Annotated in this window: 21 protein-coding genes; all 21 read right to left on the reverse strand. The window is 50.1% G+C overall.

Translation table 11 applies throughout. The features are described 5' to 3' along the window. Nucleotides 1–201 precede the first annotated feature (201 nt). The 21 genes from rapZ to MKZ32_RS15180 all read right to left on the reverse strand — a co-directional run bounded on the left by rapZ (nt 202) and on the right by MKZ32_RS15180 (nt 17484). The gene (rapZ, locus tag MKZ32_RS15080) at nt 202–1071 is read right to left on the reverse strand and encodes an RNase adapter RapZ (RefSeq protein ID WP_173054204.1); all 870 of its coding nucleotides are present in this window, start codon (nt 1069–1071) and stop codon (nt 202–204) included. A 3-nt stretch (nt 1072–1074) separates the two neighbouring features. After that, nucleotides 1075–2013 carry an HPr(Ser) kinase/phosphatase gene (gene hprK / locus MKZ32_RS15085; protein WP_239798021.1) on the reverse strand — a complete coding sequence of 313 codons (939 nt, stop codon included), beginning with the start codon at nt 2011–2013 and terminating at the stop codon, nt 1075–1077. Nucleotides 2014–2018: 5 nt separating this feature from the next. After that, a complete protein-coding gene (locus tag MKZ32_RS15090) occupies nt 2019–2474 on the reverse strand; it encodes a PTS sugar transporter subunit IIA (RefSeq protein ID WP_239288362.1) in 456 nt (151 codons plus the stop codon). 51 nt (nt 2475–2525) lie between these two features. After that, entirely contained in the window at nt 2526–2855 is a 330-nt protein-coding gene (gene hpf / locus MKZ32_RS15095; RefSeq protein ID WP_239798022.1) for a ribosome hibernation-promoting factor, HPF/YfiA family, read from the reverse strand. Nucleotides 2856–2871: 16 nt separating this feature from the next. Beyond that, complete coding sequence (locus MKZ32_RS15100) at nt 2872–4299, reverse strand: RNA polymerase factor sigma-54 (RefSeq protein WP_239798023.1); 1428 nt, start codon at nt 4297–4299, stop codon at nt 2872–2874. 38 nt (nt 4300–4337) lie between these two features. After that, nucleotides 4338–5060, reverse strand: coding sequence for an LPS export ABC transporter ATP-binding protein (lptB, locus tag MKZ32_RS15105; RefSeq protein ID WP_173054194.1), 723 nt, complete (start codon nt 5058–5060; stop codon nt 4338–4340). Then, nucleotides 5057–5629 carry a lipopolysaccharide transport periplasmic protein LptA gene (gene lptA, locus MKZ32_RS15110; RefSeq protein WP_239798024.1) on the reverse strand — a complete coding sequence of 191 codons (573 nt, stop codon included), beginning with the start codon at nt 5627–5629 and terminating at the stop codon, nt 5057–5059. The genes lptB and lptA overlap by 4 nt, the downstream gene beginning before the upstream one ends. Continuing rightward, entirely contained in the window at nt 5610–6203 is a 594-nt protein-coding gene (gene lptC / locus MKZ32_RS15115; RefSeq protein WP_239798025.1) for an LPS export ABC transporter periplasmic protein LptC, read from the reverse strand. Before lptC ends, lptA begins: the two co-directional genes overlap by 20 nt. After that, entirely contained in the window at nt 6200–6718 is a 519-nt protein-coding gene (locus MKZ32_RS15120) for a KdsC family phosphatase (RefSeq protein WP_239798026.1), read from the reverse strand. The genes lptC and MKZ32_RS15120 overlap by 4 nt, the downstream gene beginning before the upstream one ends. After that, on the reverse strand, nt 6718–7704 hold the full coding sequence (locus MKZ32_RS15125) for a KpsF/GutQ family sugar-phosphate isomerase (protein WP_239798027.1): 987 nt from the start codon (nt 7702–7704) through the stop codon (nt 6718–6720). Before MKZ32_RS15125 ends, MKZ32_RS15120 begins: the two co-directional genes overlap by 1 nt. 99 nt (nt 7705–7803) lie before the next feature. Beyond that, the gene (gene hisD, locus MKZ32_RS15130; protein ID WP_239798028.1) at nt 7804–9102 is read right to left on the reverse strand and encodes a histidinol dehydrogenase; all 1299 of its coding nucleotides are present in this window, start codon (nt 9100–9102) and stop codon (nt 7804–7806) included. Next, nucleotides 9099–9737: an ATP phosphoribosyltransferase gene (gene hisG / locus MKZ32_RS15135; protein ID WP_239798029.1), complete on the reverse strand. Its 639-nt coding sequence runs from the start codon at nt 9735–9737 to the stop codon at nt 9099–9101. The genes hisD and hisG overlap by 4 nt, the downstream gene beginning before the upstream one ends. 14 nt (nt 9738–9751) lie before the next feature. Further along, nucleotides 9752–11002, reverse strand: coding sequence for a UDP-N-acetylglucosamine 1-carboxyvinyltransferase (gene murA, locus MKZ32_RS15140; RefSeq protein WP_239798030.1), 1251 nt, complete (start codon nt 11000–11002; stop codon nt 9752–9754). Between the two features lie 99 nt (nt 11003–11101). Beyond that, on the reverse strand, nt 11102–11857 hold the full coding sequence (locus MKZ32_RS15145) for an ABC transporter permease (RefSeq protein ID WP_239798031.1): 756 nt from the start codon (nt 11855–11857) through the stop codon (nt 11102–11104). Between the two features lie 7 nt (nt 11858–11864). Continuing rightward, nucleotides 11865–12767, reverse strand: a complete 903-nt coding sequence (locus tag MKZ32_RS15150; RefSeq protein WP_239798176.1) for an ABC transporter ATP-binding protein — start codon at nt 12765–12767, stop codon at nt 11865–11867. 13 nt (nt 12768–12780) lie between these two features. Then, on the reverse strand, nt 12781–13083 hold the full coding sequence (locus MKZ32_RS15155) for an STAS domain-containing protein (protein ID WP_239798032.1): 303 nt from the start codon (nt 13081–13083) through the stop codon (nt 12781–12783). After that, on the reverse strand, nt 13080–13718 hold the full coding sequence (locus MKZ32_RS15160) for an MlaC/ttg2D family ABC transporter substrate-binding protein (protein WP_239798033.1): 639 nt from the start codon (nt 13716–13718) through the stop codon (nt 13080–13082). Before MKZ32_RS15160 ends, MKZ32_RS15155 begins: the two co-directional genes overlap by 4 nt. A gap of 28 nt (nt 13719–13746) precedes the next feature. Further along, the gene (mlaD, locus tag MKZ32_RS15165) at nt 13747–14208 is read right to left on the reverse strand and encodes an outer membrane lipid asymmetry maintenance protein MlaD (protein ID WP_239798034.1); all 462 of its coding nucleotides are present in this window, start codon (nt 14206–14208) and stop codon (nt 13747–13749) included. A gap of 1 nt (nt 14209) precedes the next feature. Then, the gene (mlaE, locus tag MKZ32_RS15170; protein WP_420887748.1) at nt 14210–14980 is read right to left on the reverse strand and encodes a lipid asymmetry maintenance ABC transporter permease subunit MlaE; all 771 of its coding nucleotides are present in this window, start codon (nt 14978–14980) and stop codon (nt 14210–14212) included. A 14-nt stretch (nt 14981–14994) separates the two neighbouring features. Then, nucleotides 14995–15804, reverse strand: a complete 810-nt coding sequence (locus tag MKZ32_RS15175; protein WP_239798036.1) for an ABC transporter ATP-binding protein — start codon at nt 15802–15804, stop codon at nt 14995–14997. Between the two features lie 675 nt (nt 15805–16479). After that, on the reverse strand, nt 16480–17484 hold the full coding sequence (locus tag MKZ32_RS15180) for an ATP-binding protein (protein WP_239798037.1): 1005 nt from the start codon (nt 17482–17484) through the stop codon (nt 16480–16482). Nucleotides 17485–17867 lie beyond the last annotated feature (383 nt).

Genomic DNA, 17867 nt, shown 5'->3' on the forward strand with positions numbered 1-17867 from the left:
TATGTTTCGTTATTTATGAGTTTAGATACTAGTAGCAACATGATTATTGAATATCATGAATGGCAAGGCTAAGCAACATCCCGTCATTCCCGACCAAAATACATTCAGTGGGTTTAAATCAACGTACTCTAAGAAGCCTGGATTTGCTCCTGCACGGAACTGACAGTTACTGTAATGAAATGTGTCATAAATTACACAAAATCAATAAGTGTTACCTAATTCGCGGTGACGCAACAGCACTTGCTGTTGCAATTTAAAACAACGAGCAAGCTTTTCCACCAAGTACACCGAGCGATGTTGACCACCTGTACACCCAATGGCAACGGTGAGATAGCTGCGGTTATCAGCGATGAAACAGGGTAGCCACCTCTCGACAAAACTGCGGATGTCTTCGCACATTTGTTGTACATTTTGGTTGCGTTCGAGAAACTCAATTACCGCCGCATCGCGTCCAGTTAGTGGCCGCAGCACGGGATCGTAATGTGGATTGGGTAGGCAGCGCACGTCGAACACCAAGTCAGCATCGAGCGGAATACCATTCTTAAAACCGAACGATTGGAACAGTAAAGTAATGCGTGCACGGTCAACACCCTTAAAATCTTTGACCCATGCACGCAAGGCATTGGCGCCGAGCTCACTGGTATCAATACGATGGCCGATGTTGCTGATCTCGGCCAGCATTTCGCGCTCGAGTTGTACGCATTCAGGCAAGGTAAGCCCTTCATTGGTCTGCGCCGGAGGTAGGGCATTACGCAGCGGATGACGGCGACGCGTTTCGGAAAAGCGTTTCACCAACGTATCGGTCTGCGCGTCAAGGAAGAGCAAGTGCACATCTATACCCTGTTGCTTAAGCCGTTCAATATAGTGCGGCAGTTGTTTCACGCTATCACCGCTACGAACGTCTATGCTGACAGCAATGCGTGTATTACCAGTCTGATGCAAATTTTCCACGAGGACCGGCAACAACGCAGCGGGCAGATTGTCCACACAATAGTAGCCGCTATCTTCCAGCGCCTTGAGCGCCACGCTTTTTCCAGAACCGGAGAGGCCGCTGATCAAAAATAATTGCATGATTTATTGTTCCTGCATTTGCTGCTCGTGACGGCTGATAAATTCTTGCATGCTGTCGATACCGCGTTGCTGTAGCACAAAATTGCGCGCTGCCGCTTCTACCAGCACCGCAAGGTTGCGCCCGGCCATGACCGGGATGCTCACCGCACTAATCTTCACGCCAAGGATTTCTTCATGACTAGCCGCTAGCGGCAAGCGTTCCAGATGGGAAAGATCACCGCGTACAGGGCGATGCAGGTGGACAATGAGTTTTAAACTTTTTTTGCGTCGCACCGCGGTCTCGCCAAACATGGTGCGAATATTGAGCACACCCAACCCCCGCACTTCGAGGAAGTCACGCAACAATTCCGGGCAGCGCCCTTCCAGCGTTTCCGGAGAAATACGGTACAGCTCGGTAATATCGTCCGCCACTAAGCCGTTGCCGCGTGTAATAAGTTCAAGTCCCAGTTCACTCTTGCCTATGCCGCTATCACCCGTAACCAGCACCCCCACCCCCAATACGTCAAGAAACACGCCGTGGCGCGTGGTCGATTCCGCCAGCGCTTTGACAATGTAATGACGCACCAGCCACATCAAATGTACGCTGGGCAAAGGAGAACGGAACAACGGTGTATGTGTGCGATTAGCGTAAATGATCAACTCTTGCGGGATCTTATCCGTGCCAGCCACGATCAGGCATAACGTACCGCCACGTTCAAGTTGCATCAGCGCTTCTGCGAACGCGGCGGATGAAAGTCCCTGAAGATGGTCGAGTTCGGTTTCACTCAATACCTGCACCCAATTCGGGTGGATCAAATTGAGGTGACCAATCAAACCATTGTTAGAGGCACTGACTAAATCACTATCAAGTATCTTCGCAGCACCATTCGCTCCGGCTACCCAGCTCAATGCCAGCTGCTCCTGTTTGTCCTCAAACAACTGTTGGATATTGACCTGTGCCATTTCTGTTACATCGCCCAGTTAGTAAACAATTGATGGATTACCGCTACATCATTGCTATTCTGTATTTGTTCGCGGAAGGTTTTATCACTGAACATTTGCGCCAGTTCGCCAAGTAGTTGCAGGTGTAAATCGGTGGCCCGTTCCGGCACCAATAACACAAAAATCAGGTTTACCGGTTGGCCATCCGGTGCGTCAAACGGAATCAATGCTTGTGTCTTGACGAAAGCGGCAATCGCATCTCGCAGACCCTTGATGCGGCCGTGCGGGATAGCCACGCTGTGTCCCAAGCCAGTCGAGCCGAGCTTTTCGCGCGCAAACAGGCTATCGAATACTTGACTACGGGCGATTTTCTGAGTGTTTTCAAATAACACCCCCACTCTTTCGAAAACCCGTTTTTTACTGGTTGAATCGGCGTCCAGTATGACGTTCTCAAGGGGCAGGACTTTACTGATCAGGTTCATATTTCAAGCACTTCAAAAATAAGGAAAGGGCGGCCGTAAACCGCCCTGCTATCATTCTTGTCCCACTGCAGGAGGATTGCCGGACTCATCATGACGACGAGCAGCATGTTTTTCTTTATGCTTGATAATTTGACGATCAAGTTTTTCGATCAGATTATCAATCGCGACATATAAGTTCGTATCATCAGATTCCACAAAAATTGTCTTGCCACTCAGGTGGACGTTAGCCTCGGCCTTTTGTTTTAATTTTTCCACTGAAAGAATGACATTGACATCAATCATATTGTCAAAGTGACGCTCGATTTTGCCGAGTTTGCTTACCACGTGCTCGCGAATGGCGGGGGTAATTTCCAAATGGTGTCCGCTGAGATTGAGGTTCATGGCCTGCTCCTTATGGTTAGAGTGATTTACGAAGATTAACGGGGAGGATATTCAGCAATTCCCGGTATTTTGCCACGGTACGCCGGGCAACCAATATGCCCTGCTGTGCCAGGATTCCAGACATGCGGCTGTCGGTTAGGGGGTGACGTGCGTCTTCCTGATTGACAAGCTGCTTAATGAGTGCGCGGATCGCCGTGGAAGAACACGTACCGCCACTTTCGGTCGCGATTCCGCTGCAGAAAAAATATTTGAGTTCATAGATGCCGCGCGGGGTGAGCATGAATTTTTGCGTAGTCACGCGGGAGATGGTGGATTCATGCAGATCAAGCTGCTCTGCGATTTCGCGCAGTACCAGCGGGCACATAGCTGTGTCGCCGTGCTCGAAAAAATTGCGCTGGCGATCAACAATTGTCTGCGATACACGCAAAATAGTATCGAAACGCTGTTGCAAATTTTTGATAAACCAGCGCGCTTCCTGCAATTGACCAGCCAGCTGCTGTACGTTTTTTTCATTGCCCTGTTGCAAGATATTGGCATACATTTGGTTAACGCGCAGGCGCGGCATAGCGCCCTGATTTAGTCGTACATGCCAGTTACCGTGGCGGAATTCTACCACCACGTCAGGTACGACATAGTCTGCAGCTCGCTGTTCAAATTCAGCGCCAGGTCTTGGTTGCAGATGGGTGATGAGCGATTGCACGGTGCGCAATGCGTCATCGTCACAACGAAGGACTTTCTTCAGCTTGGCAAAATCGTGCGCACCCAACAGGTTGAGGTATTGCGACACCAAGCGCAGTGCCAGATCACGGCATGGGGTATCCTCCGGGAGCGCTTTGAGTTGTAGCGCCAGACATTCGCTTAAGGTACGGGCGGCTATGCCTGGCTGATCCAGGTGCTGTAATTGCACCAGTGCAGTTTCCAAGTCATCCAAAGTAATGTCGAGTTGTTCTGGTAGCATTTCGACAATTTCTTCCAACGGCTGCGCCAGATAACCGTTGCCGTCCAATGCGTCGATCAACAGACTGATAATTTTTCGGTCGCGCACATCATGCTGGCTCATATTTAGTTGCCAGATGAGATGCTCACGCAGGCTGGGGGTATCCGCCGCGACTTCCGCACGAGCTTCTTTTTCATCATCCGGCCCGCTGGCTGCGGAAAAAGAGGATTCATTCCAGTCTTCTTTTACCCATTCTTCATCGGCCTGTTGCGGCATTTCATCTTTGACTTCGGTATTATCCACAGCGGCGGTAGAGGCAGCATCTCCATGTGCATAGGGCTGCATAGCGTCTTCATCTTCGCGTTCGAGCAATGGATTATCATCCAGCAAGCGTGCCACTTCCTGGTTGACTTCCAGAGTGGATAGTTGCAACAGGCGTATGGCTTGCTGCAACTGGGGGGTAAGCGTCAGTTGCTGGGATTGCCTAAGTTGTAATGTGGGTTTCATTACGAAATTTACGGACAAGAGCGGCGCATAGTGTGCATTTATAGTTTGAAATGCTCGCCGAGATATACTTTTCTCACACCTTCATTATAAATGATTTCATCAGGTTTGCCTTCCGCCATTACCGACCCGGCATTAATAATATAGGCGCGGTCACAGATTCCCAATGTTTCGCGAACATTGTGGTCAGTAATCAGCACGCCAATGTCACGCTCTTTAAGAAAACGAATGATTTTCTGAATGTCCAGCACGGCAATCGGATCCACCCCCGCAAACGGTTCATCCAGCAGAATGAAGCGTGGATTGGTGGCCAGCGCGCGAGCGATTTCGACACGTCGTCGTTCGCCCCCGGACAGGCTGACAGCTGGATTGTTTCGTATATGAGTAATATGCAGATCCTCCATCAACTCGTCCTGCCGTGCTTGAATTTCATCGTTATCATAATCTTGTAATTCCAGCACAGCCTGAATATTTTGCGCGACCGTTAGGCGGCGAAAAATAGATGCTTCCTGTGGCAGATAGCCCAACCCCAAACGCGCGCGACGATGAATGGGGAGATGAGTAATGTTCTGTCCATTGATGAAAATATCGCCTCCGTCTGCAGCTACCAGCCCGACAATCATGTAGAAACAAGTGGTCTTTCCAGCACCGTTAGGGCCAAGCAGTCCCACTACCTCACCGCTCTGTACCGACAGGGAAACATCATGCACTACGGTGCGGGATCGATAGCGCTTTTTCAGTGCAACGGCGCGCAGCTCGCTCATTGATGTTCGTTAGGCTTGGTTAGTATCGTTGTCGGCTTGATTGACAGCGGTTCGCCCACTGAAGAGCGCTTGTTTTTTGGTTGGATGATAGCGCGCACGCGTCCCTTGTTGGAGGTACCGTTCACCTGAAATATCTCAGTTTTGGAGTTATAGGTAATATGTTCACCACGCACTTCATCCTGATCCTGCTTTACACGCGCCTGACCGAAGAAATCTATGATTGCAGTCTTGGTGTCATATTCAATGCGCTCGCCATACCCTTCTACATATCCGTCAATATTATCGCGCTTCTGACGAAAGCTGGTGAGTTGTCCGGTGGCCGTACCGTGCTTGAATCCTTCCTTGTCTTGTACTACGACAATTTTGTCGGCGTTAATAACCATCGTGCCCTGAGTGAGCTGCACCTTGCCTTCAAAGACGCTAATTTGTTTGACATCATCAATACTGAGCTGATTTGCTTCCAAATGCATCGGCTTATCACGGTCGGCAAGTTCCGCTTGGCTGATTGGCACATGACAGATAAGCTCTATGCAGAGCAAAGCGGCATATTTAATTTTTGTCGGGCACATATTCACTTTTAACTTGCGCAAGCAGTTTTACTATATGCGCTTTATTATCAAATTTCATGCCTACTGCGTGCACAATGTTACGTCCATCAACCATAGTGACAGGCTGGTCTGTTTCGGCCAAGCCACGGTCAGGGATCACATGCAGATAAGTAGTGGTGAATATCATGTCTCTTTGCTTGGTACTGTTAGGACGCACGATTTTTACATTATCGCGTAAAAATATTTCATCGCCCTTGCCTGACACCATTCCATTATTTGCAGAAGTATGCGTGGGAGGATGATCTAAATCAAAGCTGGTAAGTACAGGCGCTTCCAGGTACGTGCTATCGTTATCCGGGTAATGCAGCATTGTTTTTGCAGCCATCACGAAACGCGGTTTGCCCTGTTCATTCAGCGTGGTAGCGACAAATTTACTAACAATAAAATCTGGATCGTGGCGCTTGCTGCTGTCGGGTGCGGACGGTAGCGGCTGTACTTGCTGATTCAGCCAATAAGCTGCGCCCAGTAGCAGCAATAGCAACGGTAAACCGGTGAACCAAGCGCGCAAACGGTCAATAACAATTGAATAATTCATGCCAAATAAGGCGCGAGTTGCGCATCTAGCGTGCCTTGCGCCGACATCAGCAATTCGCATGCTTCACGTACCGCGCCATGCCCGCCGTCTCGCTCGGTAATATAGTGAGCGCGATCGCGCACCGTTTGCGGCGCACTCGGCACGCTGATAGCCAACCCGACACGAAGCATTACCGGTAGATCCATTACGTCGTCACCCATAAATGCGGCGACATCCAAGGGCAGATCGAGCTGAGCAAGCATTTTTTGCATGCTAGCAAGCTTGTCATGAACACCTTGATACAGGTGCGAGATGCCAAGGTGGTGCGCGCGTAGCTCTACGCACCGGGAGGTCCGACCAGTAATAATGGCCAGTTCCACACCGGATGCTTTGAGCATTTTTAAGCCATGTCCGTCAAGCGAATTGAAGCGTTTAAACTCTTCACCGGAGTCGGTTAAATAGAGGCCGCCATCCGTCATGATGCCGTCCACATCAAAGGCGATGAGGCGGATGGACTGTGCTTGACTTAACGACATCAAATCACTTTCGCACGCAGCAGATCATGCATATTCAGAGCGCCTACCAGCTTATTGTTGGAATCTATCACCAGCATCTGGCTAATATTATATTGTTCCATGATCTGCACCGCTTCGGCTGCCAGTGCATCCGGCTTAATACTGCGCGGATTGCGCGACATGACGGAGCTGATTGTAGTGGTGGTGAAATCAACACGTTTTTCCAACGTGCGGCGTAAATCTCCATCAGTATAGATGCCCAGCACCTGCCTAGCATCATCTACAATGGCGGTCATGCCTAACCCTTTGCACGAGATTTCAAGCACTGCCTCGGCCAGCGTTGCATTTTGATTCACCGCAGGAACCCCCTTGTCGGAATGCATAATGTCGCGCACATGGGTAAGCAAACGGCGACCCAAGCTTCCGCCAGGGTGCGAACGCGCAAAATCTTCCTCCCCGAACCCTTTGGCATCCAACAGCGCCACGGCCAGTGCATCACCCAATGCCAGCGCTGCCGTAGTACTGGCGGTAGGAGCAAGCCCTAACGGGCAAGCTTCCTTGTCCACCGCAGCATCGAGGTGCGCGTCTGCCGCCTCTGCCAAGCTAGATCGCGGATTGCCGGTCAGACTAATCAACCGTGCTCCCTGACGTTTGATAACTGGCACGATAGTAAGTAATTCCTGACTTTCTCCGGAATACGATAACGCAATAAACACATCTTTAGCAGTGATCATGCCTAAATCGCCGTGACTAGCTTCGGCGGGATGTACAAAATACGCTGGAGTACCCGTGCTAGACAGTGTAGCGGCGATCTTGCGTGCAATATGACCAGACTTACCCATACCGCTTACAATCACACGGCCTTCGCAGGCTAAAATGATATTTAATGCCTGCAGAAAATTTTCATCTATGCGTTGCGTAAGAGCCAATACAGCTGCGGCTTCAATATGTAATACCTCGCGAGCTAAATCAAGTGCACGTGGGGTGGCGAAGATGGCTTTGTTCATGGTGACGAATTATAACAGTGCCATTCGGGTGTAGTGCAATTTTGAAAGAACAGTGCGGACGCGAACAATCTCAAATGAGACGTCTTATTTTCAACAACTTCACGAGCCCATTCTGAACCGGGCGGACTGCGCATGTGCATGCAAGCCCTCACCCAAGGCCAGCACTTCTGCAATTTCGCCCAACATCCCTGCACCCTGCGCGGATACTTGAATCAAGCTGCTGCGTTTCTGAAAGTCATACACTCCCAGCGGGGAAGAAAAACGGGCCGTGCCGGAAGTCGGCAGGACGTGATTAGGACCAGCGCAATAATCACCAAGCGACTCGGAAGTGTAACAGCCCAAGAAAATTGCCCCGGCATGCTTGATTTTTGGCAGCCATTGCTGGGGATCAGCCACTGAAAGCTCAAGATGCTCCGGTGCTATACGGTTACTGATAACACAAGCCTCATCCAAATCAGCCACATCAATCAAAGCACCGCGGTTCTCTAATGCAGTGCGAATGATTTCACAGCGCGGCATCTGCGCCAGCAGACGATCTGCACTTTGCGCCACGGCCGTGGCGAAAGCTACATCCGGTGTCAGCAGGATGGCCTGCGCTAATTCATCGTGCTCTGCTTGAGAAAATAGATCCATCGCAATCCAGTCCGGATCGGTTTGTCCATCGCAGATCACCAGAATCTCTGATGGCCCTGCCACCATATCAATACCAACCACGCCGAATACGCGGCGCTTGGCGGCGGCCACGTAAGCGTTGCCGGGGCCGACGATTTTATCTACACGCGGCACGGTTGCCGTGCCATAGGCCAGCGCAGCAATCGCTTGCGCTCCGCCAATGGTGAACACCCGATCTACCCCAGCCAGATGGGCTGCTGCTAGCACCAGTGCGTTTCGCACTCCGTCTGGAGTCGGCACTACCATAATGAGTTCGCCCACCCCAGCCACTTTTGCTGGTAGCGCATTCATCAGTACTGAAGATGGGTAGGCAGCCTTGCCGCCCGGCACATACAGACCAACCCGATCCAATGGCGTAATCTGCTGACCGAGCAGGGTGCCGTCCGTCTCGGTATAGCTCCATGAAACTTGCAACTGCTTTTGATGGTAAGCGGTAACGCGCTGTGCGGCCTGCTCCAGAGCGGCGCGCTGTGCGGCGGGCAATCCCTCAAAGGCGGCAAGCAAGACAGCAGGAGGCAGTTCCAATGCAGCACTATCATGCACCTCCATACGATCGAAGCGTCGGGTGTATTCGAGCAGGGCGACATCGCCGCGTGTGCGCACATCCGCCAGAATAGCCGCCACAGTTGCGTCCAGCTGGTGATCCTGAGTCGCCTCGAAAGCCAGCAGCCTATCCAGTTGCGAGTTGAAATCTGGCTGCCGAGTAGAAAGCCGTCTGATGTTCATTGAACTACCGCCAAGGAAAACGCATCCAGCATAGGCTGAATAGCCGCGTGTTTGAGTTTAAGTGAGGCCTGATTCACCACCAGACGCGAGGAAATCGCAGAGATCTCTTCTACCGCCTTGAGATGATTGGCCTTCAGTGTGTTGCCGCTGCTGACCAAGTCCACGATTGCATCTGACAAACCAACCAGTGGCGCCAGCTCCATCGAACCATACAATTTGATCAAATCCACATGCACACCTTTAGCCGCAAAATGCTCGCGTGCGGTCTGCACGTATTTGGTCGCCACACGCAGGCGCGCGCCCTGACGCACTGCGGAGTCATAATCAAAATCATTCCTTACTGCCACCATCATGCGGCAACGCGCAATATTCAAATCCAGCGGCTGATACAAACCCGTGCCGCCATGCTCGTCGAGCACATCCTTGCCCGCGATCCCCAAATCAGCAGCTCCGTATTGCACATAGGTCGGCACATCGGAAGCACGCACGATAATAAGGCGTACGTCGGCACGATTGGTAGATAAAATCAACTTGCGCGTAGGCTCCGGCGCTTCCAGCGGCGTAATGCCCGCCGCCTGCAACAACGGCAAAGTCTCTTCAAAGATGCGCCCTTTGGATAAGGCGATGGTAATCATGCGGTATCTTTCATTTATTTGATGCGAAATATGTTCGCTCCGAGTTGCGACAGTTTTATTTCTATATGTTCATAACCACGATCCAGATGGTAAATGCGATCAATGACGGTCTCGCCCTGCGCCACCAATCCGGCTATAACCAGGCAAGCAGATGCACGCAAATCCGTTGCCATCACCGTTGCGCCTTCCAGATGATCAACCCCATGAACCAAGGCAGTATTACCTTCCACGTCTATCCTTGCACCAAGACGGCGCAATTCCTGCACATGCATAAAACGATTTTCAAAAATCGTTTCCACTACCATCGCGCTGCTATCTGCAATAACATTCAACGCCATAAATTGTGCTTGCATATCAGTAGGGAATGCTGGATACGGCGCAGTACGTACGTTTACCGATCTGGGCCGACCCGTCATATCCAAGTGGATACTCTCACTATCGCTACGAATGCCCGCGCCGGCTTCAGTAAGTTTTTCCAACACGGAATCGAGAATATTCGCTCGCGTATCGCGTAACACGATACTACCTCCCGTTGCCGCCGCCGCCACTAAAAAAGTCCCACTCTCGATACGATCCGGCATGATGCGGTGGGCTGCACCGTGCAACCTGTCCACACCCGTTATGACAATTGTATGGCTGCCTGCCCCCTCTATTTTCGCCCCCATTGCAATCAGGCAATGCGCCAAATCCACCACCTCAGGTTCGCGCGCCGCATTTTCCAGCACCGTCACCCCTTCTGCCAAAGCAGCAGCCATCATCAGATTTTCTGTGCTGGTCACACTGACGATATCGAATAAAATTCGTGCACCTTTGAGGCGTTTTGCCTGCGCATGAATATAGCCATGCTCAATGAAAATTTGAGCACCCATTGCCTGCAGACCCTTGATGTGAATATCGACGGGGCGCGATCCGATGGCGCAACCACCCGGCATTGATACGCGCGCCTCGCCGAAACGCGCCACCAGAGGGCCTAGCACTAGCACTGCGGCACGCATGGTCTTTACCATGTCATAAGGCGCTTCCAGCTTATCCACATGCGCAGCATGCAAAGCCATCTCGTCACCTTGTACAGAAGCCTTTACGCCCATCTGTTCCAACAATTTACGCATGGTTGCGATATCGTGCAAATCCGGCATGTTGCTTAACTGCAAGACATCACTCGTCAACAGGCTGGCACACATCATAGGCAAAGCCGCGTTTTTGGCACCGGAAATACGCACTTCGCCGCGTAATGGAATGCCGCCTTGTATAACTAATTTTTGCATGCTGTCATCTTTTAAAATCCCGATGTTAACTTAATGTATTGGAGATAAATTCACGTCAATTCTGTTCGATGTCTTACTAAATACCTTGTGAAATAATCATCAGTACCGCAATTTATAGCCAGACCTTAACAATCCCAAAGACAACAGTGTCAGACCCAGCATACACCCGCCCGTCACCATCAAACTTACCCAAGGAGAAATGTCCGATACACCGAAAAATCCATAACGAAAACCATCTATCACATAAAAAAATGGGTTGAAGCGCGACAACTCCTGCCAAAATGGCGGCAGCGAGTGAATGGAATAGAATACGCCGGATAAGAAAGTCAACGGCATGATAATGAAATTCTGGAATCCTGCGAGTTGATCGAATTTTTCTGCCCACATCCCCGCCACCACGCCCAGTGAGCCAAGCATCGCGCTTCCCAGAACGGCGAACAATATAATCCAGATGGGAAACTGCAACGGCGGCTGGGCAAACCATAATGCGGCCAAATATACGCCTATGCCGACCACCAAGCCGCGTAGCATGGAAGCAAGCACATATGCCGCAAAGAATTCCCAATAGGCAATCGGCGCCAGCAGCACGAACACGATATTGCCAGTAATCTTGGACTGAATCAGGCTGGAAGAACTGTTAGCAAAAGCGTTCTGCAACATTGCCATCATCATCAGTCCCGGGATCAGGAAGGCAGTGTAATGCACCCCCGGATACACCTCGACATGCTGTGCCAGCACATGCGAAAAAATCAGCAGATAGAGCAATGCGGTCAACACTGGAGCCAGTACGGTCTGGAAGCCCACCTTCCACACACGGAATACCTCTTTGTAGAGCAAGCTGTAAAAACTCAACATGCCCGCCTCACTGCACGGCCCGCCCCACCAAACGCAGAAATACCTCTTCCAGATCAGGCTGCTGCAAGGTCATCTCCTGCACCGCAACCCCAGCCATACGCAGTTCCGCCAGTACTGACTCCAATGCTTGATAGGTTGGCAAAGTCAGCAGGTAATCGCTGTCCGTCTGTTCAACCACGTGCGGCAGCAATGCAGCAGGTAGACAACCCGCTAGTTTCAGTCTGACGCGACAACCGGCCAAGCTACTGAGTAAATTTTGTGTGCTATCCAGCGCTACAATTCGGCCGTGCTTGAGCATGGCAATCCGTGTGCATAAAGCTTCCGCTTCTTCCAGATAATGAGTTGTTAACAGAATAGTATGCCCATCGCGGTTAAGCTGCTGGATGAAGCGCCATAACGATTGGCGCAGCTCTACGTCCACCCCGGCAGTCGGTTCATCCAACACAATGACGGGCGGCTTATGCACCAGGGCCTGCGCCACCAAAACACGACGCTTCATACCCCCGGACAGGCGGCGCATATTGGTATCGGCTTTACTGGTCAAATCCAAGTGGTGCATGATCTCATTAATCCAGGTGTCGTTATGACGCAATCCAAAAAAACCAGACTGCAAACGCAACGTTTCGCGCACTGTGAAAAAAGGATCAAAGGCCAACTCTTGCGGCACCACACCCAACACGCGGCGGCTAGCACGATAGTGCTTGACTACATCATGTCCCAGTACTGACAGCTGCCCACCATCTGGCAACGCAAGTCCGGCCAGCAGGTTAATCAGCGTGGTTTTGCCTGCACCGTTGGGGCCTAGTAAACCGAAGAACTCACCCTGCTCAATACGCAAATCCACGCCGTCCAATGCTTGTAATTGACCATAGTGCTTACGTGCTTGGCGCACATCAATGGCAGGGGGCATCAAATTGAAGGGATCAAGGTTGCGCGGAATCATTACCGCATAGCGGCAGCAGGTCTAAAACGCCATACAAACGAGCCAAGCTTAACAAATTCTCTGGAACATGAGCAAAGCACAGTTGCATACTATTACGCTGCGCCTCACGTAGCCAAGCCAGCAGCAAACTGACCGCGGCAGAATCCACCGTCTCTACCTCAGCCAAGTCAACCACCAGCGATGTTTCTCCAGAAACTGGCAAACCATTTTTGAACAGGGATGTAACCGTTTCAATGGTCAGATGACTCGTTACTTGCACACGGCCACCGTCCCTGTCACTCACTTGGACGTCGCCTTAGGCGACATTGTGCCAGTCTGTGCCTGATTTTTTTCTACTAACATTTTAATCAAGCCATCAATACCGCTCTTCTGAATTTTCTCAGCGAAGGTACCACGATAGTTGGTTACCAAACTCACACCTTCAATCGATAGGTCATACACCTTCCAACCATGAGCGGTCTTTTCCATATCATAATTGACGGGCAGAGGTGGTTTGCCTTTGTTAATAATAGAAGTTTTTATAGTCACTTCGTTGGCATCATTTGCCATTTTGAGCGGCTTCACTTCAACCTCCTGATTCTGGTAGGTAGTGAATGCCGTTGTGTACGTACGCACCAGCAAATTGCGAAACTCGATTTCCAAGACTTTCTTCTGTTCCGGCGTAGCACTACCCCAGTTCTTGCCTACGGCCAGTCTGGTCATGCGAGTAAAATTAAAATGTGGCAGCACCTTTGCATCCACCAATTCAATAACTTTCTTCGTATTACCCGTCTGAATATCCTTATCTCGTTTAACGATGGCCAGCACTTCATCCACGGTATTTCTGATTAGCGCTTCCGGTTCTGGCGTATCCGCGCGCGCACCCAGTGACACACACGCCAGCAATACTCCCATCCACAATGTAATTATTTTGTTCATATATACCTTTAGTAATTTATTTATTAAGTTATTTGGAATCTTCAGCCTTGCTATATAAGAACCTGCCAATTAAATCCTCCAGGACTACGGCAGACTGTGTTTTCTTGATTTCGTCGCCTGCCTTCAGAAACTCTTCCTCACCACCCGGAATCAGACCGATGTACTGCTCACCTAACAATCCTGAAGTTAGAATATTAGCGAATGTATCTTTGGGAAACTGGTAACGCTTGTCTATAGTCATAGTCACTTTAGCTTCATAGCGCTTGGGATCCAGGCTGATCTGAGCCACCCGTCCAATGAGTACTCCAGAACTTTTGATGGATGCCTGGGATTTGAGGCCACCAATGTTAGAAAAATAACCCTGCAACTCATATGTCTCGGACATGTTGTACGTACTTAGGTTCCCCACCTTCAGCGCTAACACTGCCAGTGCCGCTAAACCAGCCACGACAAATATGCCGACCCATAAATCCAGCGTGGTGCGTTCCATACTAACCCCCTTGAAACATAAATGCAGTCAAAATAAAATCCAAAAACAAAACTGCCAGTGACGACTCGACGACTGTGCGTGTGGTCGCACCGGACACGCCTTCTGCGGTGGGCGGTGCATCATAGCCCTCGAACAATGCGATGGCGGTCACCGCCACCCCAAATACGACACTCTTGATCATACCGTTAAGTATGTCGTGCTGAAAATCGACCGCGCCCTGCATTTGCGACCAGAACGAACCTTGATCGACACCGATCAGCACTACACCCACAACATATCCACCAAATATACCCATGGCAGAAAATAACGCCGACAACAGCGGCATAGAAATGACCCCAGCCCAAAAACGAGGCGCAACCAGGCGCGCCATCGGGTTAATCGCCATCATTTCCATCGCAGAAATCTGCTCGGTAGCCTTCATCAAACCAATCTCCGCAGTCATCGCCGAACCCGCGCGACTCGCAAACAGCAGAGCAGCCAGCACTGGCCCCAATTCGCGCACCAAACTCAACGCTACGAGCGATCCCAGTGCAGACTCTGAGCCGTAGCGTTTGAGTGTCTCATAGCCTTGCAACCCCAATACCATACCGACAAACATGCCCGCCACTAAAATTATAATCAGCGACATCACTCCACTAGAAAATAACTCCTTGATGGTCAAGTGGAAGCGCCGGAAGCTGACTCCTGAATAAAACAGAATCAGCAAGAAGAAGCGGGTGGCATATCCAGTACGCCATACAGCATTTACAACACGGCGTCCTATGGACCTCATATTTTCAACGACAATCATCGCGATGGCCGCAAATTTAAATCTTGTCCGTAATCACTAGACGGATAATGGAATGGAACCGGGCCATCCATTTCGCCATGCACGAATTGATGCACGAACGGCTTATCGGAAGTGCTGATTTCAGCCGGAGTCCCTTCTGCAACAACCACCCCATCGGCAATAAAATAAATATAGTCGACAATCTTGAGCGATTCCTGCACGTCATGCGTGACCACTACCGAAGTCGCACCCAGCGCGTTGTTCAGACTACGAATGAGATTACCCACCACGGAAAGCGAGATGGGATCCAATCCGGCAAACGGCTCGTCATACATGATCAACATCGGATCCAGCGCCACCGTGCGTGCCAGCGCCACGCGTCGCGCCATGCCACCTGAAAGCTCAGCAGGCATCAGATGATGCGTGCCGCGCAACCCCACCGCATGCAGCTTCATCAGCACTAAATCCCGGATGATTTCTTCCGGCAGATCAGTATGCTCGCGCATCTGAAACGCCACATTGTCATACACCGACATATCCGTGAATAACGCGCCAAACTGGAACAGCATGCCCATCCTGCGACGCATGCGAAACAAACCGTCATGATCAAGCTCATGTATCACCTGTCCATCAACTTTCACATAGCCGTTACTAGGTCTGAGCGCGCCCCCGATAAGCCGTAACAATGTAGTCTTGCCGCTGCCGCTGCCACCCATAACAGCGATCACCTTGCCCTTGGGAAAAGTGAGATTGACACCTTTTAGTATGGGGCGGCTGCCATAGGCAAAATTGACGTCGCGAATTTCGACCAACGCTTGAGATGGCACGTATCAATACCTTGATTGTCTGGTAGGCGGGCATTCTAAACCATGCTATCGCTTAATCGCAACATTAGCCACTAGAGATATAAAGCGCAAAGAAACTGCCTGAACTTGTGACACATGATGTGCCCGTGTAACCCAGATTGTAACAGCCTGTCGCGCTTGCTATTAAAGCCTACAACAATTCCCCGTATTGGCGGAATGGCTTGACTGTATTTCATGAAATAGCGCTTCAGGGTCACAAAAAATCATTGCCGTTGGAAATCAACACGTCAATATGAACATTCGCTTCAAGCTCACCCGCCTTGTCCAACAAACGGTTCAAAATGTGGCTCGCTTCGCGATCACAGTCTTACTCGTTAGATTTATTCATCACATGGCATATCCAGGTCATCGATAGGATTGGGAATATCAGCTAAAATTTCCTCTCGGTTGCAGTTCTTTAGAAAAAAGTATAGTGATGAATCGATTATCTTCATTACCTTTCCCCCACGGTCATAGTCAACGAAAGGCGGCTGAATTTTCTTTACAATTTGATGTTGTGTAATGTTATGCAAAAAGGCTCCAAGATCGCTCGATCTAACGTCGTCTGGCCGATGATGAATACTTCTGATCTCTTCAAGCAGCACTGCGCGCGAGAGTCCTTTTTGGATATCCTCGAATCTCTGCGTGAGAAGCAACTTAATAAAATAGTTGGGATAGGCCAGCGACGGTTTCCCCACTTTGCGTGCTGGTTCGTACTCGGATGTCCACGAACGACTCAAAATTTCGTATATGTCGTGCACCATAGTCTTGGGCTTTTTGTGTTAGCGCGACATCAAGGTTGCTTTGTTCGATGATGACACGCGAATCGGTGGTTTCCAATATTCCGGCATTTAAGCAGCACAGCTTGCAGATTTCCTGCACCACGCCAACGCTATCGAACGATTCGCCTATGATTCTCTCACGAACCTTAGAGAAATCGACGTTCAGTAACCGTTCGCCAGCTGCGATCACGCGATAGAAGTCGTCTCGATCCCACGGCTCCACAGGCACTTCAGTGATTCTATCTAGTAAATCCCCGTTGAACTGCGCGAGCCGATTAGCTTCTCGCCAAATGCCAAGAATAATGAAAGCGATATGGTGGTCTTGGAATATTCGAAGATCGTAGGCCAACGCCTCCTGAACATCGATGGATAGATAGTGGAAATTTTCAAGAACAATGAATTTCTGACACTTGCATGTATTTAGGAGCTCGGAAAGGTCCTGAGCCAATGAAAGGTTGTACTCAATATATTGCTCAGTCCGCTTTGTTTTGGACGTGCTAATGTCTGAGACCTCCGCGTCAACCCCGGTGTCGCCTAGAAACGGAATCTTAACTTTAAAGCCGGCGTCAACTTTTCCCCCATGCTCTAAACCTTCTTCGGTGGTCTCAGAGTCGATGTAACGAATGTTAAGTTGGCGCAGTATGGATTTGTAAATATCAACCGGCTTCGTTTGGGGCGAACATTCTACTTTTACATAGGATTCATTGGGCAGATGTTTAAGAATAAGAGAGGTTTTGCCCTGCTTCGATGAACCGTAAACGACCACCTCGTTGCTACTATGAAGAGCGGCTTTAAAACGTGCGTCAACAAGGTCGCGCTCAACATAGGAAAGCACTAGAGTGCTTTTGACTCCGAATACGTCGTCTGTTTTGTACTTCATAGGAGTCTCCTAATAAATCCAACGAGGCTGTAGAAAACCCTCCGAGGATTCAGAAGGAGTGTTTGAAATATGATTTTGGGATTACTTTACCTCACCTTGTGCGTCGAAAACCCCATACAAGCGATTCTGAAGGGCCAAGCTTTCTGTTGTATATTATACATTCTCTCGAAATATGTTTTTCTACAGCCTAAATCGGGATAGAAGAGGCCTCACCACCCCTCCCTCCAAAATCACCGTGCTTACGGCTCACGTACACGGTGGTTCGATGAATAAAATTCCTACCTTGCTACAAGAGCAGGTAGCCCAATACTGCTGAAGTACCACGAAGGCAAGGTCAAGCAAAGGAATCAAGTTTCGACATTTGGCTTAACTCAGCATTCCAG

It is taken from the genome of Candidatus Nitrotoga arctica (assembly GCF_918378365.1).
Taxonomy (GTDB): domain Bacteria; phylum Pseudomonadota; class Gammaproteobacteria; order Burkholderiales; family Gallionellaceae; genus Nitrotoga; species Nitrotoga arctica.